This window comes from Stenotrophomonas sp. NPDC077420 (genome assembly GCF_044543385.1).
In the GTDB taxonomy this organism is placed as follows: Bacteria; Pseudomonadota; Gammaproteobacteria; order Xanthomonadales; family Xanthomonadaceae; genus Stenotrophomonas.
Genome location: NZ_JBITVZ010000004.1, coordinates 38,004 through 61,555, shown reverse-complemented (window position 1 = coordinate 61,555; position 23,552 = coordinate 38,004). Strand labels below are relative to the sequence as shown.

General features: G+C 67.4%; 20 protein-coding genes. 16 read left to right on the top strand and 4 right to left on the bottom strand.

Annotated elements, in window-relative coordinates; translation table 11 throughout:
- The first annotated feature begins 9 nt into the window (after nucleotides 1–9).
- The 7 genes from ACIGII_RS05285 (at nucleotide 10) to ACIGII_RS05255 (ending at nucleotide 5,967) form a co-directional block, all read left to right on the top strand.
- Complete coding sequence (locus ACIGII_RS05285; RefSeq protein ID WP_399634696.1) at nucleotides 10–933, top strand: alpha/beta hydrolase; 924 nt, start codon at nucleotides 10–12, stop codon at nucleotides 931–933.
- A 123-nt stretch (nucleotides 934–1,056) separates the two neighbouring features.
- Complete coding sequence (locus ACIGII_RS05280) at nucleotides 1,057–2,364, top strand: ATP-binding protein (RefSeq protein ID WP_399634612.1); 1,308 nt, start codon at nucleotides 1,057–1,059, stop codon at nucleotides 2,362–2,364.
- A 118-nt stretch (nucleotides 2,365–2,482) separates the two neighbouring features.
- Entirely contained in the window at nucleotides 2,483–3,553 is a 1,071-nt protein-coding gene (locus tag ACIGII_RS05275; protein ID WP_399634613.1) for a hypothetical protein, read from the top strand.
- Between the two features lie 224 nt (nucleotides 3,554–3,777).
- Entirely contained in the window at nucleotides 3,778–4,461 is a 684-nt protein-coding gene (locus tag ACIGII_RS05270; protein WP_399634615.1) for a hypothetical protein, read from the top strand.
- Nucleotides 4,462–4,548: 87 nt separating this feature from the next.
- The gene (locus ACIGII_RS05265) at nucleotides 4,549–4,839 is read left to right on the top strand and encodes a hypothetical protein (protein WP_399634617.1); all 291 of its coding nucleotides are present in this window, start codon (nucleotides 4,549–4,551) and stop codon (nucleotides 4,837–4,839) included.
- Nucleotides 4,840–4,912: 73 nt separating this feature from the next.
- A complete protein-coding gene (locus tag ACIGII_RS05260; protein WP_399634619.1) occupies nucleotides 4,913–5,212 on the top strand; it encodes a putative quinol monooxygenase in 300 nt (99 codons plus the stop codon).
- Between the two features lie 143 nt (nucleotides 5,213–5,355).
- Nucleotides 5,356–5,967, top strand: coding sequence for a hypothetical protein (locus ACIGII_RS05255; protein WP_399634621.1), 612 nt, complete (start codon nucleotides 5,356–5,358; stop codon nucleotides 5,965–5,967).
- A 94-nt stretch (nucleotides 5,968–6,061) separates the two neighbouring features.
- Here the strand turns inward: ACIGII_RS05255 and ACIGII_RS05250 are convergent, their stop codons facing one another.
- A complete protein-coding gene (locus tag ACIGII_RS05250) occupies nucleotides 6,062–6,628 on the bottom strand; it encodes a hypothetical protein (protein WP_399634622.1) in 567 nt (188 codons plus the stop codon).
- 242 nt (nucleotides 6,629–6,870) lie between these two features.
- On the opposite strand from ACIGII_RS05250, the gene ACIGII_RS05245 reads away from it, so the two are divergent.
- Both ACIGII_RS05245 and ACIGII_RS05240 read left to right on the top strand, forming a co-directional pair.
- Complete coding sequence (locus ACIGII_RS05245; protein ID WP_314101665.1) at nucleotides 6,871–7,146, top strand: alanine-zipper protein; 276 nt, start codon at nucleotides 6,871–6,873, stop codon at nucleotides 7,144–7,146.
- Between the two features lie 157 nt (nucleotides 7,147–7,303).
- Complete coding sequence (locus ACIGII_RS05240; protein ID WP_399634698.1) at nucleotides 7,304–8,020, top strand: hypothetical protein; 717 nt, start codon at nucleotides 7,304–7,306, stop codon at nucleotides 8,018–8,020.
- 15 nt (nucleotides 8,021–8,035) lie between these two features.
- Here the strand turns inward: ACIGII_RS05240 and ACIGII_RS05235 are convergent, their stop codons facing one another.
- From ACIGII_RS05235 to ACIGII_RS05225, 3 genes are all read right to left on the bottom strand, one after another.
- On the bottom strand, nucleotides 8,036–8,926 hold the full coding sequence (locus ACIGII_RS05235) for a LysR family transcriptional regulator (RefSeq protein ID WP_399634623.1): 891 nt from the start codon (nucleotides 8,924–8,926) through the stop codon (nucleotides 8,036–8,038).
- Nucleotides 8,927–8,940: 14 nt separating this feature from the next.
- Nucleotides 8,941–9,975, bottom strand: coding sequence for a YeiH family protein (locus ACIGII_RS05230; RefSeq protein ID WP_399634625.1), 1,035 nt, complete (start codon nucleotides 9,973–9,975; stop codon nucleotides 8,941–8,943).
- Nucleotides 9,976–10,071: 96 nt separating this feature from the next.
- Nucleotides 10,072–11,139, bottom strand: a complete 1,068-nt coding sequence (locus ACIGII_RS05225; RefSeq protein ID WP_399634627.1) for a LacI family DNA-binding transcriptional regulator — start codon at nucleotides 11,137–11,139, stop codon at nucleotides 10,072–10,074.
- Between the two features lie 325 nt (nucleotides 11,140–11,464).
- Here ACIGII_RS05225 and ACIGII_RS05220 point away from each other — a divergent pair, with 325 nt between their 5' ends.
- The 7 genes from ACIGII_RS05220 (at nucleotide 11,465) to ACIGII_RS05190 (ending at nucleotide 23,539) form a co-directional block, all read left to right on the top strand.
- Complete coding sequence (locus ACIGII_RS05220) at nucleotides 11,465–14,596, top strand: TonB-dependent receptor (protein ID WP_399634629.1); 3,132 nt, start codon at nucleotides 11,465–11,467, stop codon at nucleotides 14,594–14,596.
- Between the two features lie 71 nt (nucleotides 14,597–14,667).
- Nucleotides 14,668–15,426, top strand: a complete 759-nt coding sequence (locus tag ACIGII_RS05215) for a SapC family protein (RefSeq protein ID WP_399634631.1) — start codon at nucleotides 14,668–14,670, stop codon at nucleotides 15,424–15,426.
- A gap of 3 nt (nucleotides 15,427–15,429) precedes the next feature.
- Nucleotides 15,430–16,449, top strand: coding sequence for a cupin-like domain-containing protein (locus ACIGII_RS05210; protein ID WP_399634633.1), 1,020 nt, complete (start codon nucleotides 15,430–15,432; stop codon nucleotides 16,447–16,449).
- Between the two features lie 13 nt (nucleotides 16,450–16,462).
- Nucleotides 16,463–17,992: a tryptophan halogenase family protein gene (locus tag ACIGII_RS05205; RefSeq protein ID WP_399634635.1), complete on the top strand. Its 1,530-nt coding sequence runs from the start codon at nucleotides 16,463–16,465 to the stop codon at nucleotides 17,990–17,992.
- A 79-nt stretch (nucleotides 17,993–18,071) separates the two neighbouring features.
- Nucleotides 18,072–19,565, top strand: coding sequence for a xylulokinase (gene xylB, locus ACIGII_RS05200; RefSeq protein WP_399634637.1), 1,494 nt, complete (start codon nucleotides 18,072–18,074; stop codon nucleotides 19,563–19,565).
- A 45-nt stretch (nucleotides 19,566–19,610) separates the two neighbouring features.
- A complete protein-coding gene (xylA, locus tag ACIGII_RS05195) occupies nucleotides 19,611–20,945 on the top strand; it encodes a xylose isomerase (RefSeq protein ID WP_399634639.1) in 1,335 nt (444 codons plus the stop codon).
- Between the two features lie 23 nt (nucleotides 20,946–20,968).
- The gene (locus ACIGII_RS05190; RefSeq protein ID WP_399634641.1) at nucleotides 20,969–23,539 is read left to right on the top strand and encodes a glycoside hydrolase family 3 protein; all 2,571 of its coding nucleotides are present in this window, start codon (nucleotides 20,969–20,971) and stop codon (nucleotides 23,537–23,539) included.
- Nucleotides 23,540–23,552: the final 13 nt, after the last annotated feature.

Below are 23,552 nucleotides of genomic sequence, written 5' to 3'. Positions count from 1 at the left end.
GTTCTGTCGATGCTGGCCGGGTGCGCCCAGGCCCCGCAATCCGCCGCCGCTGCGGCAACGCTTCCGGCGCCGCTCGCACCGAACGTTGGCAAGGCCACCGCGCTGGGCGGGCAGCGTGCCGGCGGTGCGCCGTATGAAGTGGTCGGCAGCGAAGTCTGGGACGTGAAGGATCCGGTGTCGGGCCGCACCTACCAGGTGTTCGTCGCGCTTCCCGCGTCATACGCCGAGTCGCCGGGGCGCAGGTACCCGGTGCTGTACGTCACCGATGCCGACTACGCATTCCCGTTGGCGCGGCAGATTGGCCGCCGCCTCAACGTGGAGGGGCCGAAGCTGCAGGAGTTCATTCTGGTCGGCTTGTCCTATGCGGTGGGCGATGATGGCGTGACCAGCCGCCGCCGCGATTACACGCCGACCCGCAAGGGACCCAGCAGTGCGCCCGCAGACGCGGTGCACGGCGAAGCGGCGCCCTACATCACCTACCTTCGCGAGCAGGTGCTGCCGTTCGTGGCCAGCCGCTACCGCACCGACGAAACCCGCCGCCTGCTGCTCGGGCACTCGTACGGCGCGCTGCTGGGTACCCAGATCCTGTTCACCGACCCGGGCCTGTTCTCCGGCTACATCCTTGGCAGCCCCTCGTACTGGTACGACAAGCATGTGATGGAGCAGGTCGAGAAAGACCATGCCGGCGCCCATGACGACCTGCCCGCGTCGGTGTACCTGTATGTAGGCGAGCGGGAAACCCCGGCCTTCGGCAACGACGCCGACATGGTGGCCGACGCGCGGCGGATGGACGCTGCCCTGCGCGCGCACCACTATCCGTCGCTGCGCCTTCAGCTTGACGTACTCAATGATGAAGACCATCTCAGCGTCGCGCCTCGCGGCCTCACCAAGGGCTTGAAGTATCTGCTGGGCGCTGCGGAGGGGCCGCGGTAGGCAGGGAACACCTGCACACGAGTGAACAGTTCAGTTTTTAACATGGCCAGCCACGGCAGGTACCCACTCACGCAGCAATCACGCGGTGATAATGGACCCATCACTGTTCACCCCGATGGATTGATGGATCGATACCGCCAGATCGTGGAACTGTCCGAGGACTGCATCAAGGAGTTGGATCTCGACGGCGTGGTTGTCGCCATCAATGAGAATGGCCTGAAGCTGTTCCGGGCCTCGCAGCCGGACGACATGCTCGGCCGTAACTGGAAGGCGATGTGGCCGCCGCTCGCGCAACCGCTGGTCGAACAGGCGCTGGCCAGCGCGCTGCGAGGGGACCAGGTGGAATTCGAAGCCTCCGCGCTGGATGGCCGGGGCATGCTGCGCGACTGGCGCGTACGGGTGGGCGCGCTGCGCGACGGCGGCAGCATCGTGGGCGTGCTGGCGGTCAGTTCCGATGTCACCGCGCGCAATGCCGCGCTGGGCGCGGCCGACGTACTGGGCGCTGCGTTCGATGCCAAGGCCGATGAGGCCGGCGCATTGCTCGCCAGTGCAGCCAGCCGCGAGGCCAACCTGATCGAAACGCTGCGCAGGAGCCAGTCCAGCCTGTTGGCCACCAACCTGGCCTATCAGGCGCTGGAAGTCCGGCACTTCCAGGTCGCCCAGGGCCGTGACTTCGCGGTAGCCGCCCAGCGCGCTGCGGAAATGATCGCCGACCATGCCCAGAAGGGCGAGGCGGTGGGCCAGCTGCTGGCCGGCGTCGTCCACGATCTCAACAACTTCCTGCAGTCGGCCACGGCGGCCATCGACGTGGTCATGGCCAGTGGCGAGCTGAGTCCGAAGAACGTCCGGTTGCTGGACGTGGCCGAAGCCGCGCTGGAACAGGGCGCGGAGATGTCGCAGCGGCTCATCGGGTTTGCCCGGCAACACCCGTACCGCCCGGAGCCGGTCGAGCTGGCCGCGCTGGTGACGAAGATGCAGCCCCTGCTGGAGCAGGCGGTGGGCGCGGGCATCGCGTTGAACGTAGACCCGGGCGACCCGGCCTGCTGCGCCATGGTGGACCGCAACACCCTGGAGCGCGCCCTGTTGAACCTGGTGGTCAACGCGCGCGACGCCTGCGTGCCCGGTGACAGCATCCGGGTCACCACCGGTCGGCTCACCGTTGCGGAGGGCGACGGCACGGGTGCGCGCGTGGCCGGCGAGTACGTCACCCTCACCGTCTCCGATACCGGCTGCGGCATGAGCAACGACGTACTGTCGCGCGTATTCGAGGTGTACTTCACCACCAAGCCGCCGGGCGAAGGCTCGGGCCTTGGCTTGCCGCAGGTGCACAGCGCGGTGCGCCAGGCCGGTGGTTTCGTGACGGTCAGCTCCAGCCCCGGCGAGGGTGCCAGTTTCGAGCTTGCGTTGCCCCGCGTGCGCGGCGACGACTGAGCGTAGGGTCTGGTCTGCACACGGTGCAGATATTCGAGTCTCACCGCGTTCACCTCGCTTCGCGCAGCCTCGCGTTCACAGCTGCACCCGCAGCATGAGAACGGAGACGCACGACCCGATGAACACCCGAATCGACTACCCGGAACGCGGCGCGGCAGGCCCCGACGTTGCGGTCATCAATGAAACCACGGTCATTCCCTCCACGCCGGAGAGCGCCGTGTCGTGGAGCGCGATCCTGGTCGGCGCGGTGGCGGCGGCGGCGCTGTCGCTGATCCTGCTGATCCTGGGCGTCGGCCTTGGCCTGTCCTCGGTGTCGCCCTGGTCGTTCGAGGGCGTCACCAAGGAAACCTTCGGCTGGGCCAGCATTGCCTGGCTGACCTTCACCGCACTGGCCGCGTCGGGTCTGGGCGGCTATCTGGCCGGTCGCCTGCGCACCAAGTGGACCCGCGTGCATGGCGATGAAACCTATTTCCGCGACACCGCGCATGGCTTCGCTTCGTGGGCGGTGGCGACCCTGCTCACCGCCGGCCTGCTGACCTCGGCCATTGGTGGCGTGCTGGGCGCAGGTGCCAAGGTGGCCGGTGCCACCGCGGGCGCCGCCGCATCCACGGCTGGCGTAGCGGCCGCCGGCGCGGGTTCGGCCGCGGCGATGCAGTCCGAGCAGGGCGATCTGGGCTACTGGGTGGACTCGCTGTTCCGCCGCGCCCCCGGCGCCGAGCTGGCACCGGGCACGCCGCCGCCGCCGGCTGTCGCCCCGGCCGGCCCCGACGCAGCGCCGGCACCGGCGATGGCCGGTCCTGCCGGCCCGCGCATGGCGCCGCCGCCGCCGCGTCCGATGCCGGGCGGTCCGGGCATGGGGGACCGTCGTGAGGTGCGTGCGGAAGTGAACCGCATCATTGTCACCAGCCTGCAGGGCCAAGGCCTGAATCCCGCCGACCAGCAGTATCTGGCCCAGTTGATTGCCCGGGAAACCGGCATGTCCCAGGCCGAAGCGGAAGCCCGCGTCACCGACATCCAGACCCGCATGCGTGCGGCGCTGGAAGAAGCGAAGAACACCGCCAAGCAGGCGGCCGATGACGCCCGCAAGGCTACTGCCTACGCCGCGCTGTGGCTGTTCATCACGCTGCTGATCGGCGCCTTCATGGCCAGCCTCACGGCTACCTGGGGCGGCCGTCGCCGCGACCTGTAATTCCACCGAACGAGGAGAACCGACATGAAAATGCTGCTGCTGTGGGCACTGGGCGTGCCGATCCCGCTGCTGATCCTCTGGGCCATCTTTACCTGAGCCTGATCCGCAGGGAGTAACACAGAAGGCCGCCTCCGGGCGGCCTTCTGCATGCTGCACGGCAGCGGGATATCGACCGGCATGCCCGCTATCGTCGCGCACCAGACCCGCGTGAGAATGGAAGCAGCATGAAGCGAACCGCCGGACCGTTACTGGCACTCCTTGGCCTGTCGACCCTTGCAGGCACTACGGTTGCCGCAGACGCCCCGAAGCGTCCCAGCGTCGAACAGCTGCAGACGCTCATTGTCGACCGATCCCCGCAGACCACCGTGGACACCCCCGACCACGACCGCATCACCGCGCGCCGCATCGATATCGTCGACGAGAAGGGCACGATCCGCATGACCCTGTCCGGGCAGACCCCGGCCCCGATCATCGACGGCATCCAGTACAAGCGCGCCTTCAACGTCGCCGGCATGGTCCTGTACGACGACAAGGGCAGCGAACGCGGTGGCTTCGGCACTGCCGACCTCAATGGCGGCATGGCGGTGCTGGCGCTGGACCACCCGGCCATGGACGCGATCGGCTGGCGCGTGTCCCCGGACGGCGAAGTGCGGTTCTCGATCAACCAGGCGCCGCCCCTGATCCGCGAGCCCGGGCTCGACAACCGGCTGATTCCCGGCGTGGCAACGCCCACCCGCATCCAGCTGGTGGTGGGCGCCGACGGCACCCCGGCCATCGCCCTCAACGACAAGGCCGACCGTGCGCGCCTGCGCCTCACCGTCACCCCGGAAGGGTACGGCGCCATCGAGTTCCTGGACGCGCAGGGCAAGGTCATCCACACCCTGGCCCCGGAGGCGAACCTGCCCTGAGCCCGGACCTGCGTTGGCAGAACCGCTTGACCGCCAGGCAGCCGGCACCCGAAGATCGGCGCTGACCAACGGGATCAGGGATCGACCATGGCAGGCATCATCGGGGAACTGCTGGAGGGCATCGCGGATTTCGTGACTGACGTGTGGCTGCTGCGCCGGCAGCGCAGCGCCAGCGGCCGTCCCGGAAACAGATGGGGCACCGATGCCGCCGATGTCGCGGTATTCAATGCGTGGGCGATCGGCCTGTCGATCGCAGCGGTGGCGCTCGCAGCAATCCTGTTCTTCGTGCTGAAGCTTCCGCCCTGGATCGGCCTGGCCCCGGTGGTGGCAGCTGGCATCTACCTCGGCTATCGATGGCTGACACTGGCACGCGCGTGAGGCGGGGACAGCGGAAGCGCGGGGACGCTGGTGCACGCATAGCAGTGACTTACCTACATAGTCAGGACGCTCCATGTACGGATTGATCGGCAAGATGCTTGTCGCACCTGGCCAACGCGATGCGGTGATCGATATCCTTCTGCGGGGAACGGGGTCCATGCCCGGGTGCCAGAACTACATCGTGGCCCGCGACCCCGCCGACCAGGACGCGATCTGGATCACAGAGGTGTGGGACAGCGCGGAGCAACACCGCGCCTCGCTGGCATTGCCGGCCGTGCAGGAGGCCATCGCCCAGGCGCGTCCGCACATCACCGGCTTTGGCGAGCGCTTCGAGACCGAGCCGGTGGGCGGGATCGGGTTGCCGACCGCATAGCGGACGGTCGCCATGCTCCTGGCGAACCTGGCTGGCCGGTATCTTTTCTGAGCACGGCACAGTAGTTGTACGGGGGCGCCGGGGCAGGGCAGCTGATGCAATGCCGGGGCATCGGCCGTCCGGCCGCCGTCCTGGAGCTTTCCATGCGCATTCGTTCGCTTTCTCCCTCCGCCGTGCTCGTTGCGGCCCTTGTAGCCGCCGGTGCGGGCAGTGCCGCACCGCCCGCCGCCGCACCCGCCGCCCGTAGCATGCCCGGGCCCGTCAACGCCGCATCCGCAGGCGTGACCCTGCAGGGCACGATCACCGCACTGGATACCCGCACCCGGGCGGTCACCGTGACCGGGGCCGATGGCAGTGCGGTGGACTTCGTTGCCGGCGCCGACGTGCGCAACTTCAACCAGTTGAAGGTAGGCGACAAGGTCACGCTCGATTACACCGCTGCGGTGGCCCTGGACCTGCAGCCGGCCGGCAGTGCGCCGGTGGGCCTGACGAAGTCCCAGGCGCAGACCGTGCCCACCCGGGGCGCCAAGCCCGGCGGCGCACGCTCGAGCACGATAGAGCTGGTCACCGAGGTGGCCGCGGTGAATCCCACCGCCAACACGATTGCCCTGCGAGGCCCGAGCGGCAATACACAGCTCATCGCCGTGGAACGGCCGGACCTGCGTGCCAAACTCCCCAGCGTAAAGCGGGGCGATCTTGTCAAAATTTCCTATACCGAAGCGGTGGCGCTGTCGATTCGCCGCGACAGCAAATGACCGGGTGAACCGAAGGGGCCCGGCCACGGAGTGTGGCTGGGCCTGGAGGCATTTCCTATCCTTTACTGCAGCTCGCGCCGCAGGCGACGGGCGGTTACAGCGCGCCTTCGCTGCCGGAATACGTGACGCTCCACGGCTTTCCCTTCGCGTCGGTCATGCACGACCAGGGGGCATCGGCGCCGGGCACGCGCACCTTGACCAGGATGCCCGCTTCGGCGCCCAACGCCTCGTTGACCGTGAGTTTGGCAGCGGGGACGCGCGTCTTGGCAGCCACGGCGGCCAGGCAGGCCTTCTCTGCGCCAGGGTGCGATTCGCGCGGTGCCGCGGCGGTCGGCGGCGCGCCCGGCGCAGCCGATGCGGCCGGCACCACCCTGCACACGCCATTGGCGCGGTTCTTCCCGGTGTAGCTCACGTCGGTGGAACCGTCCGGGTTCCGACTGATCGAGACAGTGACGCCAAGTTTCGCATCCCTGGCTTCGTAGTAGTTTTCGTTGGATGCCTTCAAGACGGCTTCCCGCCCATTGATGAAGGCTGGCCCGCCCTGGTCCACGTGCAGCTCGATGTTGCCCGGGCAGGTCGCGTTGAGCTGTGGAAGCTGCGCCTGCGCCGCGAAGGACGCCAGCGAAGCAAGCAGGGACACGGATACCAGCAGTGTTTTCATCGGCGTACTCCGTTGGCGGGATGGCGCCAGATTATCGACTGCAGCCGCATACGCAGCGTGTTGATCCAGCCAGGCGGCGGCGCACGCCAATGCGAGTGCAACGCCCTACCACGTGCCCGTTCAGTCTTCTTCACAGTTCATCTACGTAACCCAACGCAAGCTACATGCGGGGTCATGGCTCCGGTAAAAATCCGCTCCAAGCCTGCAATATTTCCGACGTCCCAGACGAAAGGAGAAGTGGAATGAACATCTCGAAGAAGCATGTGGCAACAGCGCGTACCCTCGTCGTCGCACTCGTCGCAGGCCTGAGCCTTGCCGGTTGCGCCAGCTACAAGAACGAGTTTGCAACGATCAACTCGCGACTGGATTCACTGGATACCAAGGTGAACAGCGCGGCCCAGAGTGCAGACCAGGCCAACCAGTCCGCACAGCAGGCCAACCAGCGTCTGGACCAGATCGAAGGTCGCCTCCAGCGCCTCGAATCGCAGCCGACCACCAAGCGTCAGCCGCGCGGCTGATTGCCGTTGGGCAACACGTAATACATTGTTGAAAACCGGGACCCGGTGGCCGTTCGTGGCCACCGGCTTCTTTTGCTTGACCCGCAGTAGATTCAAGGAATCCCCCATCATCATGTCCCTGCATTCCTCCTTCCGGCCTGTTTTTGGCGCCTTGGCGCTGGCCCTGTCATTGGCCTGTTCTGGTGCGGCTGTCGCCCAGGAAGCGCGGTCGATCGAAGCTGATCACTCGACCGAGGCCGTGGACATGCTGCCCACCGGGCAGGAAGTCTCGCAGACGGTCATCGATCTGGCGGGATGGATCAAGGCAAGCAACAACACCGTCGGCTATCCCTTTGCCGTCATCGACAAGGGAAATGCACAGATACTGGTCTTCGACGGCAAGGGCAAGCTGCGTGGAGCGGCGCCCGCACTGTTCGGTTCGGACAAGGGCGACTACTCCGACCCCAGCGTCACCAAGTACGCATTGAAGGATATCCCGCAGGGCCAGCGCACCACGCCGGCCGGGCGATTCATCGGTGGGTATGGCCCCTCGCTGGACACCGGGCGGGTCCTGTGGATGGACTTCGATACCGCGGTGTCCATCCATCCCACGGCGACCGGGGTCAAGTCCGAACGTCGACCCGAGCGACTGGCATCGCCGGCTCCGGACGACAACCGCATCACCAACGGCTGCATCAACGTCGACCCCGGGTTCTACGCCAAGGTGATCAAGCCCACCTTCGAGAAGGGCGGGCTGTTCTTCGTGCTGCCGGAGGTCATGGCAATGGCCGACGTCTTCCCGGAGTTCGTCGAGAGCCAGTCCACCGCGCAGCACAAGGAGGGCAAGCGCCCCCGGCGTGAGCGGGCGGACGTGCAGGACGGCGTCTCGCCGTAACGTTTCGCGTGCCAGTCAGCCGGCCGGTGTCGGCTGGCGCACCATCTCCAGAAACGCATCGACGGCGGGCGCCTGCCAGGCACCCTCGCGGCGGATGATGCTGAGCGGCCGCTGCAGGGCAAGCGCCCGCGCTGGCAGCTTGACCAGTCGACCTTCCTGCAATTCGCCGTCAACGCTGATGCTGGGCAGCCACGCGATGCCGCCCCCGTGGATCGCAGCCTGCTTCAGCGCTTCGGTGTTACCGAACTCGACGATGCTGCCGGTCTGCACGCCGAGCTGCTGCAGCAGCGTGGAAACCAGCTCGCGCGTGCCCGATCCCGGTTCACGCATCAACAGCGGTTCGCCGTCGATGTCCGACGGCGCCAGCCGCCTGCGTCGCGCAAGCGCATGCCCAGCGCCCACCACCGGGACCAGCTCGTCGCGGCTGAACGCCTCCGTGGCAAGCCCCTCGGCCCGGATCGGGCCTTCCACGAAGCCCAGGGTGAAGCGCAGATCGGCCACGCCCTGCGCGACTTGTCCGGTATTGCCCACGAACAGGGAAATGCCAATACCGGGGAAGGCACGCCGGAACTGCGCGATGTAGCGGGGCAGTACGTAGGTGCCGATGGTGTTGCTGGCGCCGATCGACAACTGCCCTGCACGCGCGTCGGCAAATGCGCGCATGGCCGCCTGCGCGCTGTCGGCCACCGCGAACAGCCGCGCCGAATAGCCGTGCAACACGCTGCCCGGTTCGGTCAGGCGCATGCCGCGCGCTTGCCGTTCGAACAGCGCCACTCCCAACCGCGACTCGAACGCCTTCAGTTCCCGTGACAGCGCCGGCTGGGAGATGTGCACGCGAACGGCCGCCGCCGAAATGCTGCCGGTTTCGGCAATGGCATGGAAGATGGCCAGGTGATGGAGGTTCATGCGCGGAAAAACGGTCAGAGCTGCCCGCTAAAGTACTGCACAAGGAGGCTGCTGACTGCCACGGCCACCCAGACGCCCAGGCCCAGCATGATGGGGCGGAGGCCTGCGGCCGCCATGCGACGCAGGTTGGCCGACAGGCCGATCGCAGACAGGGCGAACACGATCAGCACCTCGGCGACCCCCTGCAGCACGGGCAGCGCGGCGGCGGGAACCCAGCCCGCGGTGCGGATGCCCGAGGCGGCCAGGAACCATAGGATGAACCAGGGGAAGATCGCCCCCAGGGTGAACCCGGCGGCGCGCGCCTGGGTGGCGCTGCGGCGCCTGGCCAACGCGGCCATGGCAACGGTCAGTACCAGGCAGATCGGAATGATCAGGGTCGAGCGGGTCAGCTTGACGATGGTGGCGTAGCCGCCGGCAAGGTCGCTGTAGGCGTAGCCGGCGGCGACGACCGAGGAGGTATCGTTGATCGCGGTGCCGGCCCACAGGCCAAAGCCCAGGTCGCTCATCTGCAGCAGGTGGCCGAGCAGCGGGAACAGCAGCACCGCGATCACGTTGAACAGGAAGATGGTGGAAATGGCGAGCGCGGTATCGTGGTCATCCGGTTTGAGGATGGGCGTTACGGCGGCGATGGCCGACCCACCGCAGATGGCGGTGCCAACCCCGATCAACACGGTCAGCTTGCCGTCCACGCGCAGCCAGCGGCCCAGCGCCCACGCACTGGCGAAGGCCACGGCAACCGTCACCAGCGTCACCGACAGCGATTCCCGTCCGGTCCTGAGCACGTCGGCCAGGCTGAGGCCGAAACCCAAGGCAATGATCGACCCCTGCAGCACCTGCCGGCCGCCGAAGCGGATGCCCGGGTCGAAGCGCGGCGGCGGCGACAGCAGCTGCCTGGCCGCCATGCCCAGCACGATGCCGAACACCGGGCCGCCTACCCAGGGCAGCAGGTGCCCCAGCAGCAGCGCCAGCGCCGCGACAGCGGCGGTCAACAGCAGGCCGTGGGCGTGATGGCGGATCCAGCGGGAGGGAAGGGCGGGGGCGGTGTTCATGGCGCATGTGGACGGGAGGAAGGGGCCCAGTCTGGGCCGCCACGCACCATGCATCCAATACAAATAATCTGGCTGAGCCATGCCTTCAAAGCATGGCTACACAGGCCCTGCGGCGCCGGGGGCCGCCACCGACGCCCGGGTGATCAGCTGGTGCGCCAGCACGTGGTTGACCGTGACCGGTCCGGCGCCGTTGCTGCGTCGAATCTCCCGCAGCAGGATGTCGATGGCGGTGTCGGCCATCTCCGCCACCGGTTGATGGACGGTGGTCAGCTCCGGCCAGACCATGGTCGAGGCGGAGGTGTCATCGAATCCCACCACCGACAGATGGCCCGGCACCTGCAGGCCACGACGATGCGCCACCGACACCACTGCCGCGGCCATGTCGTCGTTGCTGGCGAAGATCGCGCTGGGTGGCTGCCGCAGGCTCAGCAACGTTTCCGCCGCTTCCAGCCCGGAGCGGTAGGTGAAGTAGCCGGGCTGCACCAGCGCCTCGTCGTATGCGATACCGGCCGAGGCCAGCGCATCGCGGTAGCCCTGCCACCGGTGCGCGCTGGCGGTCTGGTTCGGGTCGCCGGTGATGTAGCCGATGCGGCTGTGTCCGTGGGCGATGAGGTGCGACACCATCTCCTGGCTGGCGCGGCGGTCGTCGATGCTTACGCAGGAGATGCGGTCGCTGAAGTGGCTGGAAGCGATGGCCACCACCGGCACCCCCGCCTTGACGAATTCGTCCACGATGCGTGTTGACTCGCACAGCGGCGGCGGCAGGATCACGCCCGCCACGCGGGTGGACAGCTGGCGCGCGGCGTCACGGCGTGCCTGTGCGCCCAGGCCATCCCACGCCGCGATCACCAGCTGCGCTGCGGACTGGGTGGAGCCCTGCAGCGCACCCACCAGCAATTCGCGCAGGTAACTGGCGCTGGGGTTGGTGTAGATCAGGGCGATGCAGGTGTGCTGCGCTGCCGCCAGTGCGCTGGCCGCCAGGTTCGGGCGGTAGTCCAGGGCGAGCACGCTGCGCATCACCCGTTCGCGGTTTCTTTCGCGCACGCCGGCATGGCCGTTGATCACCCGCGACACGGTCATCGGGGACACGCCGGCATGCGCGGCGACCTCGTCGATGGTGACCGCACTCGCTTTGCGACGCACTGCCTTCGGGGGGGTGCTCAAGGGCCGGGCTCCTTTGCTGCGCTGCATGATGACAAGCGTATTACCGGGTGATTAGTCTGCGCCCTGACGCGATGGTAGCGCTACCACTGAGCCGACATGAGGCGAAGCGGGACCCCCCCATTTACCGCGCGGCTGTTCTGGCAATTCTGAAAGCGAGCTTGAGTCGCACTGCGCCAAAAACGCGTGTTGCGATATTCGGTGTGGAAGACGGGCCTCGCCCGTGCGTGCCCCCAGGAGGGGCGGTACATCCATTCGATCGTATGTCAGAGGGGAGAGTCATGAGCGCTTGTGCTTTCCGTCGTACCCCAGCCCTGGGGGCTCATCCATGAGCCGCACGCTGGCGAAACTTACTTCCCGGGCCATGTTCACCTTCGTCGGTGGCGTCCTGGTCATCAACCCCGCTTTCGCACAGGACGCCGCGGCGCCGGCCACCGCCACGCAGCAGCCGTCCCAGCCCAGCCCGACCCAGCTGGACACCGTGCAGGTCACCGGTATCCGTAACAGCCTGAGCCAGGCGATGGATATCAAACGCGATTCGGCCGGCGTGGTGGATGCGATCAGCGCCGAGGACATCGGCAAGTTCCCCGACACCAACCTGGCCGAATCGCTGCAGCGCATCACCGGTATCTCGATCGAACGCCGTGATGGCGAAGGTGCGCAGGTGACCGCACGCGGCTTTGGTCCGCAGTTCAACCTGGTCACCCTCAATGGCCGCCAGATTCCGGGTGCCGACGCGTTCGGTGCGGCCGGGCAGGTGGCCATCGGCGGCGTCGACGGCGGCACCCGCGCGTTCAACTTCGCCCAGCTCGCCGCTGAAGCCATCAACGGCATCGAAGTGTTCAAGACCAGCCAGGCCAACGTGCCCAGCGGCGGCATCGGCGCCACCATCAACATCCTCACCGCGCGCCCGTTCGACCATGAAGGCGTGGTTGCCAGTGCCGGCGCCAAGGCGGTCTCCGACGAGAGCCAGCCGTTCGGCAACGACATCACCCCGGAACTGTCGGGCATCTTCAGCTACAGCAACCCGGACAAGACCTTCGGCGTCGGTGTCAGTGCCAGCTACCAGAAGCGCAAGGGTGGCTCGGTGCAGGCCACCAACAACTACTGGAACATCCAGCCGTGGACCGGCACCATGCCGGGCAACCCGACCGTGGTCAACGCACCGGCGGTGGGCGCGCTGTACGGCCGTCCGAACGACCTGCGCTACGCCTTCGCCGAGTTCGAGCGCGAGCGCACCAACGCGCAGGCGGTCCTGCAGTTCGCACCCACCGACGCGGTGACGCTGACCCTGGACTACACCTACTCGACCAACGAGATCGAAGAGAATCGTGGCGAACAGGGGATGTGGCTGCAGAACAGCAACTACACCGACGTGGAGTTCGACACCAGCGGCGCGGTGGCCACGCCGATCTACATTCGTGAGATCGCCGGCACCAAGGACTTCGGGCTTGAACAGCAGCGCAGCATGCAGAAGTACAAGCTGGGCTCGCTGGGCTTCAACGCGCTTTGGAATGTCACCGACCGCTTCAAGCTGACCTTCGACGCGCACAACTCCAAGAACGAAAGCCGCCCCAACGATCCGCTGACCGGCGGCGGTTCCATCTTCGCCAGTATCGCCGGTACCAACAACTGCACCGTGGGGCCGCATTGCGGTGGCACCTATGTGCAGGAAATGAACTTCAACAATGGCCTGCCGGTCGGCACCAAGACCTGGTACCCGACCTCGGCCGACGCCATCGCCGGAACCAATGGCGTGGTCAATCCCGCCTTCGAGACCGGCGAGATCGGTTCGCAGGTGCTGCGCATCAATTCGCAGACCCAGGTCAGCGAGGTCAAGGCCGGCCGCGTCGACGGTGAGTGGAGCTTCGACCAGGGCCGCTTCCAGTTTGGCGTGGACTCGAGCAAGCAGACCACCCACCGCATCCAGGCAGCGGAGAACTACAACACCCTGGGCGACTGGGGCGTGGCCAACGTCGACGGGGACGTGGCCAATGGACTGATGGACCTGCTGCAGCCGGTGAACATCGTGGGGCTGTTCAACGACTTCAATGCCAACAGCTTCACCGCCTGGCGCGGGGATGCCGGCCGGCTCGCGCAGTGGTCGGCAGACAACTACGGTGCCGACCTGGGCGTAAGCCCGCAGCGCGCCGCCGACAACTTCGTGGAAGAGAAGACCAAGTCCGCCTACTTCCAGGTGGAACTGGATGGCGAACTGGGCGGGCTGCGCACCAATACCCGCCTGGGCGTGCGCTATGAAACCACCGACGTGGTGTCCACGTCGATCATCGCCATTCCCGAAGCCATCGAATGGCAGTCCAACAACGACTTCCGCGTGATGTTGTCCGACGAGCAGCAGCCGTTCACCGAAAAGAACAGTTACAGCTACATCCTGCCCAACCTGGACTTCAGCATCGACCTCATGGACGACCTGAAGGGCCGCGTCTCGTTCGGCAAGAGCATCGCGCGCGCGCCGATCGGCAACCTGTATGCGGGGCCGACCGCCCAGCAACCGTTCGGCTCGGTGCTGATCGACCCCTCCACCCGGGCCAGCGGAACGGCACAGAACCCGCAGCTGAAGCCGCTGGAGTCGGACAACCTGGACCTGGCGCTGGAGTGGTACTTCGCTGACGCCAGCTATGTGTCGGTGACGTACTGGAACAAGCAGGTCGACAACTTCATCGGCAATACCATCGTCCAGGAGAACCTGTACGGCCTGCGCGACCCCACCTCCGGCCCGGATGCGCAGACCGCGCTGTCGTTCCTCACCAGCGGTGCCTGCGTTACCCAGGTCGGCCCGGCCAATGCGGCGGCCTGCAACGCCAACGACACCGCGTTGTTCACCGCGCTGGCGTTGCTGCGCAACAATCCCGCCGGGCTGGGTGCCTACAACGGCACCGACGCACAGGTCCTGGCCACCGAAGCGGCGTACGACCTGTACGGCACCGCCGCCGACCCGCTGTACCAGTTCAACGTCAACCGCCCCATCAACCAGAACCAGTCCAAGCTGCATGGCTGGGAACTGGGGGGGCAGTACTTCTTCGGCGATACCGGGTTCGGCGTGCTGGCCAACTACACCATCGTCAACGGTGACGTGGGGTACAACGACGCCGGCGACCCGAACATCGACCAGTTCTCGCTCACCGGCCTCAGCGACACCGCCAATGCCATGCTGATGTACGAAAAGTACGGCTGGTCGGTGCGCCTGGCCTGGAACTGGCGCGACGAGTACCTGATCCTGGCCAACCAGGGCGCCAGCCGCAATCCGTACTACGTGGAGGAGTACGACCAGTGGGATCTCAGCGTGAACTACACCCTGGATGATCACTGGTCGTTCGGCCTGGAAGCGATCAACCTCACCGGCGAGGACGTCCGCTGGCGTTCGCGCACCTCGCAGATGATCGTGAAACTGGCCGACCAGAGCCCGCGCTACATGCTCGGCGTGCGGTACCGGTTCTGACGGGCCACTGGTACCGCTGCTCCGGCAGCGGTACCTTGGCGGCGCGGCTTCTGATTGCTCTGGACATCCCCATGGCTCGATACGAAACGCTCAACAACATCGCCCACCAGGACCTGCGGGTGGTCACCGGCTTTGGCCCGGAATACGGCGATGCCGTCGGCATGGTGCCGGCCTATCCGAGCGAGTTCGCCGAACTGCAGCGCGAGTACCCGATCTTCCTGCGCCGCGACACGGCGAGCGGGGAATGGCAGTCGGTGGTACTGCTGGGGTTCGAACAACACGAAAACCTGTACCTGCAGGACGACCGCTGGAATGCCTCCTACGTACCCGGGGCGGTAGCCAAAGGGCCGTTCCTGATCGGATTCCAGGACCACCAGGTCGACGGCATGCCGGCTCGCGAGGCGGTGATGCATGTGGACCTGGAACATCCGCGGGTCAGCGCGGGCACGGGCGAACCGCTGTTCCTGCCGCAGGGCGGCAACACGCCCTATCTGGACCATATCGCGGGCGTGCTGCGCGGCATCCATGACGGCAGCCTGTTCGGCGCGGCCATGTTCGCCGCGTTCGACGCCCATGGCCTGATCCAACCGCTGCAACTGGACGTGCAGATCGAGGCCCGGCACCGGGTGGCGGTGAACGGCCTGCATGGCATCGACAAGGACCGCCTGGCCCAGCTGGACGGCGAGGCGCTGGTCGCCCTGAACCGCGCCGGCTACCTGGAAGGGGCCTACCTGCTGGTGGCGTCGCTGCACAACATGCGACGGTTGATCGCCGAAAAGCAGCGGCGCCTGCGTGCGCAGGATGCCGCCAGCGCGACCGGTAGAAACTGAGCGATGCTGGACCGCGTTGCCATGCGCACCCTCGAAGAAAGCGACGCCACGGCGGTTTCGCTGGAGGCCCTGGCCGACGCCGCCGAACCGGTGGTGCTGCGTGGCATTGCGCGCAACTGGGCGCTGGTACAGGCCGGATTGCGCTCCGCCGGGGAGGCAATGGACTACCTGCGTGGTTTCGACGCAGGCGTGCCCATCACCTATTCCTGGGGTGGGCCCGAGATCGAGGGCCGCCCGTTCTACAGTTCTGACTTCACCCGGTTGAACATCGAAATCCGGCGCGGCCAGCTCGCGCAGGTGCTGGACGAGATCGCCGACACCTTCGGGATCGCGCAGCCGCCCACGCTGTATGTGGCGTCGCTGTTGATCGAGCGGGCGCTGCCCGGGTTTGCCCGCGACAACGATGCCGGCCTGGCCGGGCAGGGCATCGACGCCGCGGCCAGCATCTGGATCGGGAACCGGGTAACGGCGTCCTGCCACTACGACACCCCGGACAACCTGGCCTGCTGCGCGGTGGGCCGGCGCCGCTTCACCCTGTTCCCGCCGGACCAGATCGACAATCTGTATCCGGGTCCGCTGGAGCCGACACCCGGCGGCCAGGTGGTCAGCGTGGTGGATGTCGAGCGCCCGGACCTGGAGCGTTACCCGCGTTTCAGCGAGGCGTTGGCGCATGCGCGCACGGCGGTGCTGGAACCGGGCGATGCGATCTTCATCCCCAGCATGTGGTGGCACCACGTGCGCAGCCTGGAACCGTTCAACGTGCTGGTGAACTACTGGTGGCGTCGTTCACCGGCGTTCCTGTCCTCGCCGCTGCCGGCGCTGCAGCACGCGATGTGGGCGCTGCGCGACCTGCCCGAGCCGCAGAAGCAGGCCTGGGCGAAGATCTTCGACTATTACGTATTCGGTCCCGGCGGGCGCGCAGGCGAGCACCTGCCCGACGCTGCCCGGGGCGAACTGGCACCTTTCGACGAAACGCAGGCACGACGCACGCGCGCGATGCTGCTGGGTCGTCTCAATCGCTGACGGGAGCACGGCTGTGAATGCTGCAGGGCAGGTAGACGGGCGGGTCCGGAAAGTGATCATCGCCGGCGGTGGTACCGCAGGCTGGCTGGCCGGTTGCGCGCTGGCGCAGCAGTTCCGTGACCAGCTGGAGATCACGCTGGTCGAATCCGAACAGATCGGTACCGTGGGGGTTGGCGAATCCACCGTGCCCACCATCCGCACCTTCCATCGGTTCCTGCAGATCGATGAGCAGGAGTTCCTGCGCGCGGTGGCCGGGACCTTCAAGCTGTCCATTTCCTTCGAGAACTGGCGTCGACCCGGCGAGCGTTTCATCCATCCATTCGGCACCATCGGCCAGGGGACCTGGGCGACACCGTTCCATCATTTCTGGCTGGACAGCCTGCGCCGTGGCATGCCCTCGGAGCTGGGTGATTTCTGCCTGGAAAGCGTGGCCTCGCGCGGCGACCGGTTCTCGCTGCAGACCCAGCCCCAGGTCAACTATGCGTATCACTTCGACGCCGGGCTGTACGCCAGGTTCCTGCGGGGCAAGGCCGAAGCGCATGGCCTGCGACGGGTGGAAGGCAAGATCCGCGAAGTGCGTCAGCACGCGCATGACGGGTCGGTGCAGGCGCTGGTGCTGGAAGACGGGCAGGTGCTGGAAGGCGACCTGTTCATCGACTGCACCGGGTTCCGCGGCCTGTTGACCGAACAGACCCTGCAGACCGGCTATGAAGACTGGAACGAGTGGCTGCCCAGCGACCGTGCGGTGGCGGTGCAGACCGCGTCGGTCGCGCCGCCGGTGCCGTATACCCGGGCCATCGCGCACGAAGCGGGCTGGCGCTGGCACATCGCCCTGCAGCACCGGGTAGGCTGCGGGCTGGTGTATTCCAGCCGGCACATGTCCGATGACGAGGCGCAGGCCAAGCTGCTGCGGGAGGTCGACGGCGAACCGCTGCGTGACCCGTGGCGGGTGCCGTTCCGCAGCGGACGGCGCCTGAAGGCGTGGAACCGCAACGTGGTGGCGCTGGGGCTGGCCAGCGGTTTCATCGAGCCGCTGGAGTCGACCAGCATCCACCTGACCATCAGCGCGGTGGTGCGGCTGATCCAGCTGTTCCCGTCCGATGGCATCCGCCCGGCCATGGTCGATCTGTACAACGACATCAGCCGCCAGGAGATGGAGCACGTCCGCGACTTCATCATCCTGCACTACCACGCCACCCAGCGCGACGAGCCGATGTGGAAAGCCTGCCGCGAGATGGCGCTGCCCGAGTCGCTGGCGCTTCGGCTGCGTGCATGGCGCGAACGGGCGCATGCCTGGCAGGACCCCGGCGAACTGTTCCGGGTGGATTCCTGGACCAGCGTGCTGATGGGGCAGGGCATCCAGCCCGGGTCGCCGCACCCGCTCGCGCGCGCGATCGGCGACGAGGACCTGCGCACCCTGCTGCAGCGGATCCGCCAGCCGGTGCAGCAGGCGGTTGCCTCGATGCCGTCGCAGGGCGCGTTCATCGAACGCTACTGCAAGGCGTCGCCGGAGGTATGGCCACGGGGAATGGCGGTCGCGTAGCCAGGCTGCGCGTTGTTGCCTGGAATTGGTAGCGCTACCTTTCGAGCGCTGCGGTGCGGATCAACACGGGGTACACGGGATGGATCTGGTTGCAGGAATCGATGCAGGAACACAGAGTCTGAAGGTGCTGGTCTACGACCCTGCCGCGCGCAAGGTCGTGGCCAGCACCAGCGCCGCACTGGCGCTGGACAGCGGCGCCGATGGCAGCCGCGAACAACAGCCGGCCGACTGGGTGGCCGCGTTGCACACGTGCTTTGCCGGCATTCCAACGTCGGTGCGGTCGCGGATCACCGCGCTGGCGGTGTCCGGCCAGCAGCATGGGTTCGTCCCGGTTGACGCGGCGGGGGAGGTGCTGGCGCCGGCCAAGCTGTGGTGCGACACCAGCACCGCCGCCGAGTGCGTGCAGATCATGGACGCCGCCGGCGGCTGCGCCGCCACCATCGCGCTGGGCGGCAACCCCATCCTTACCGGCTACACCGCCTCCAAACTGCCGTGGACCCGGACCCACCGGCCGGACGCGTATGCGCGCCTGGCCACCATTCTGCTGCCGCACGACTACCTGAATTTCGTGCTCACCGGCCAGCGATTCTGCGAATACGGCGATGCCTCGGGGACCGGCTGGCTGGACGTGCGCAGCCGCACCTGGTCGCCCGAGCTGCTGCGCGCCACCGACCCGGACCGCGACCTCGCCGGCTGCCTGCCGCCGATCGCGGCACCGGATGCGCTGTTCGACATCGCCCCGGCTGCCGCGAAAGCGCTGGGTGTGCCGACCAGCGTAAAGGTGGCGGTGGGCGGCGGCGACAACATGATGGCCGCCATCGGTACCGGCTGCGTGGTGCCCGGTCGCCTGGCGATGAGCCTGGGCACTTCGGGCACGCTGTTCGCGTATTCGGACACCCCCGTGGTCGACCCCGACGGTGCCTGGGCGGCGTTCTGCTCCTCCACCGGGGGCTGGCTGCCGTTGATCTGCACCATGAACTGCACCGTGGTCACCGAACAGGTGGCCGATGCGTTCGGGTTCAGTACCCGCTTCGGCGACGGTCACCTGCGGGCGACCGCGCCGGGGGCCGACGGCCTGGTGATGCTGCCCTTCCTCAATGGCGAACGCACCCCGGACCTGCCGCACGGCAAGGGCGTGCTGGCGGGACTGGACACCGCCAACATGACCCCGGCGCACTTCTACCGGGCGGCCATGGAGGGCGCTACCTACAGCCTGAAGTACGGCTACGACGCCTTCGTGCGCGCCGGCATGCAGTTCGAGCGCATCGTGCTTACCGGCGGCGGCAGCAACAGCGCGCAATGGCGGCAGCTGGTGGCCGATGTGTTCGGCCTGCCGGTGGACGTGCCCACCCAGCCGGAAGGCGCCGCCTTCGGCGCTGCGCTGCAGGCGCTGTGGGCACTGGGCCGGGCGCGCGGGGAGGGCGCAACCATTGCCGACATCACCGATCGGCACGTGGCGCTCGACCCGACGCTGTCCGCACGCCCGGATGCCTCGCGGGGCGCTGCCTACGCCGCCGCCTACGACCGCTTCCTGCGCCACCTCGACGCCATCACGCCGCTGCAGCGCGGCTGATCCCGCTTTTTTCGCGACACCTCGCACAACGAAAGGAACCGCAGCATGAGCACCCAGCCCTTCATCGGCGCCACCGAATACTTCCCCGGCATCGGCCGCATTCCCTTCGAAGGCCGCGGGTCGGACAACCCGCTGGCGTTCAAGGTGTACGACGCCAACAAGGTCATCGGTGGCAAGACCATGCAGGAGCACCTGCGCTTCGCGGTCTGCTACTGGCACACCTTCTGCAACGCCGGGCATGACCCGTTTGGCCCGGGTACGCGCCGCTTCCCGTGGGAGGCGGGCACGCCGATGGCCAGTGCCGAAGCCAAGGTCGACGCCGCCTTCGAGTTCTTCACCAAGCTGGGCGTGCCGTACTGGTGCTTCCACGATATCGACCTGGCACCGGACGCCGACGATGTCGGTGAGTACGAGAAGAACCTCAAGCACATGGTCCGCCTGGCCAGGGAGCGCCAGGACGCCACCGGCATGAAGCTGCTGTGGGGCACCGCCAACCTGTTCTCGCACCCACGCTACATGAACGGCGCCTCGACCAATCCGGACTTCGCCGTGGTGGCGCGCGCCGCGGTGCAGGTGAAGGCGGCACTGGAAGCCACCGTCGAACTGGGCGGCGAACATTATGTGTTCTGGGGTGGCCGCGAAGGCTATGCCTCGCTGGTGAACACGCAGATGAAGCGCGAGGTCGACCACTTCGCGCGCTTCCTCACCATGGCGCGCGACTACGGCCGCAGCATCGGCCTGAAGGGCAACTTCCTGATCGAGCCCAAGCCGATGGAGCCGATGAAGCACCAGTACGATTTCGACAGCGCCACTGTCGCCGGCTTCCTGAAGGAACACGGGCTGCACAAGGACTTCAAGCTCAACATCGAAGCCAACCACGCCACGCTGTCCGGCCACACCTTCGAACACGACCTGCAGGTGGCGTCCGACCACGGCCTGCTGGGCAGCATCGACGCCAACCGCGGCAACGCGCAGAACGGCTGGGATACCGATCAGTTCCCGACCGACCTGTACGACACCGTCGGCGCCATGCTGGTGGTGCTGCGCCAGGGCGGTCTGGAAGGCGGCCTGAACTTCGACGCCAAGGTGCGTCGCGAGTCGACCGACCTGGAGGATCTGTTCGTGGCGCACATCGGCGGCATGGACGCCTTTGCCCGCGGGCTGGAAGTGGCCCATGGGCTGCTCAACGACTCGCCGTGGGAGCAGTGGCGTGCCGAGCGCTACGCCAGCTTCGACAGCGGCGCCGGCAAGGACTTCGAACATGGCAAGCTCAGCCTGGCGGACCTGGCCGCACTGGGCGCGAAGGGCGGTGAGCCCAAGCAGATCAGCGGCAAGCAGGAACGCTACGAAAACCTGATCAACACCTACCTGCTGCGCTGAGTGCGGCCACAAGGAAGAGCACCATGACCCACCACACCCTCCCGCGTCGTGCCCCCGTCCTGATGGTCGCGATCGTCCTGGCGCTGGTTGCCTGCAAGGGCGACGACAAGGTCGCCGCCACGGCGGCGCCCGCAGCCACTGCCGAGGCTACCCCGTGGCCGTCGGTGAGCTGGCCGCTGGCCGAAGACCCTGCCCTGGAAAAACGCATCACCGAGCTGATGGCGGGCATGACGGTGGAGGAGAAGGTGGGCCAGCTGATCCAGGGCGACATCGCCAGCACCACCCCCGAGGATGTCCGGAAGTACCGGCTGGGGTCGATCCTGGCCGGCGGCAACTCCGATCCCGGCGGCCGCTACGATGCCTCGCCCGCGGCATGGCTGGCGCTGGCCGACGATTTCTACGCAGCCTCGATGGATACCGCACAGGGCGGCAAGGCGATTCCGGTGTTGTTCGGCATCGATGCGGTGCACGGGCAGAGCAACATCGTCGGCGCCACCCTGTTCCCGCACAACATCGGGCTGGGCGCGGCGCGCAATCCCGAGCTGGTGCGCCGCATCGGCGAAATCACCGCGCTGGAAACCCGGGCCACCGGCATGGAATGGGCGTTCGCGCCCACCGTGGCGGTGCCGCAGGACGACCGCTGGGGTCGGACGTATGAGGGCTACTCCGAATCGCCCGAGGTGGTGGCCAGCTACGCCGGCAAGGTGGTCGAAGGATTGCAGGGCAAGGTCGGTTCGCCGGAATTCCTCGACGGTCGCCATGTCATCGCCTCGGTAAAGCACTTCCTCGGCGACGGCGGCACCACCGACGGCAAGGACCAGGGCGACACGAAAATCAGCGAAGCCGAACTGGTCCGCATCCATGCCGCCGGTTACCCCCCGGCGATCGCGGCCGGCGCGCAGACCGTGATGGCGTCGTTCAACAGCGTCAATGGCGAGAAGATGCACGGCAATAAGCCGTACCTGACCGACGCACTGAAGGGCCGGATGAACTTCGGCGGCTTCGTGGTCGGCGACTGGAACGGGCACGGCCAGGTCAAGGGCTGTACCACCACCGACTGCCCGGCCACGATCAACGCCGGGCTGGACATGCCGATGGCCTCGGACAGCTGGAAGGGCATGTACGACACCACGCTGGCGGCGGTGAAGGCCGGCACGATTTCGCAGGAGCGCCTGGACGACGCGGTGCGCCGGATCCTCAGGGTGAAAATGCGGCTGGGCCTGTTCGAGGCCGGCAAGCCATCCGCGCGGGCGGTGGGGGGGCAGTTCGCCCTGATCGGCGCGCCGGAACATCGCGCAGTTGCCCGCCAGGCGGTGCGCGAATCGCTGGTGCTGTTGAAGAACCAGGGCGGGATCCTGCCGCTGGCGCCGAAGCAGCGCATCCTGGTTGCCGGCGACGGCGCCAACGACGTCGGCAAGCAGGCCGGTGGCTGGACCCTGAACTGGCAGGGCACGGGCACCACCCGCAAGGACTTCCCGAACGCGGACACGATCTTCGAGGGCATCGCCCAGCAGGTGAAGGCGGCAGGCGGCCACGCGGAGCTCGCGGTGGATGGCGCCTGGAAGACGAAACCCGATGTCGCCGTGGTGGTGTTCGGCGAGAACCCCTATGCCGAATTCCAGGGCGACCTGGCCACGCTGGCGTACAAGCCGGGCGACGAGACCGACCTTGCGCTGATCAGGAAACTCAAGGCAGCAGGCATTCCGGTCGTTGCGGTTTTCCTGAGCGGTCGCCCGCTGTGGGTCAACCGCGAGATCAACGCGGCCGATGCCTTCGTCGCTGCATGGCTGCCGGGCTCGGAAGGCGCTGGCGTGGCCGACGTGCTGCTGCGCAGGCCCGACGGTGCCGTGCAGAACGACTTCAAGGGCAAACTGAGCTTCAGCTGGCCGCGCACGGCGGTGCAGTACGCCAACAATGTGGGGCAGAAGGACTACGACCCGCAGTTCGCATTCGGCCATGGCCTGACCTACGCCGACAAGGGCGATCTGGCCGCGCTGCCTGAAGTCTCGGGGGTGACCGGTAACGAGGGCGCGGCCGGCGTGTTCTTCGCACGCGGTGACGCCGGCGCCGGCATGGCGCTGCGGCTGGAAACCGCCACCGGGCAGGGCGTGACGGTCACCAAGGTGCCGGAAGGCCTGGACGGCGACCTGCTCAAGGTCACCGGGGTGGATCACCTGGCGCAGGAAGACGGACGGCGCTTTGCCTGGTCGGGCACTGGCGAGGCGGCTGCCGCGCTGCAATCGCACACGGCGCTGGACCTGCAGCGCGAGAGCAACGGCGACCTGATGCTGGTCACCACGCTGCGGGTGGACGCCGCGCCCAAGGGCGATGCCTGGCTGGCAGTGGGCTGTGGCACCGGCTGCACGGCGCGGGTAGCGATCGGCCCGACCCTGGCGAAGCTGCCGGTGGGGCAGTGGACGCGGGTGGGCGTGCCATTGAAGTGCCTGGCCGGTGCCGGCGCGCAGGTGGGCACGCTGGACCGCCCCTGGTCGCTGGTGACCGCCTCGGCCATGACCGTCTCGATGTCGCGCGTCGCGCTGGGCGCATTGAACGAAGCGGACGTCACCGTCGCATGCACGGGCACCGGCGCATGACGGTGCGGCGCGC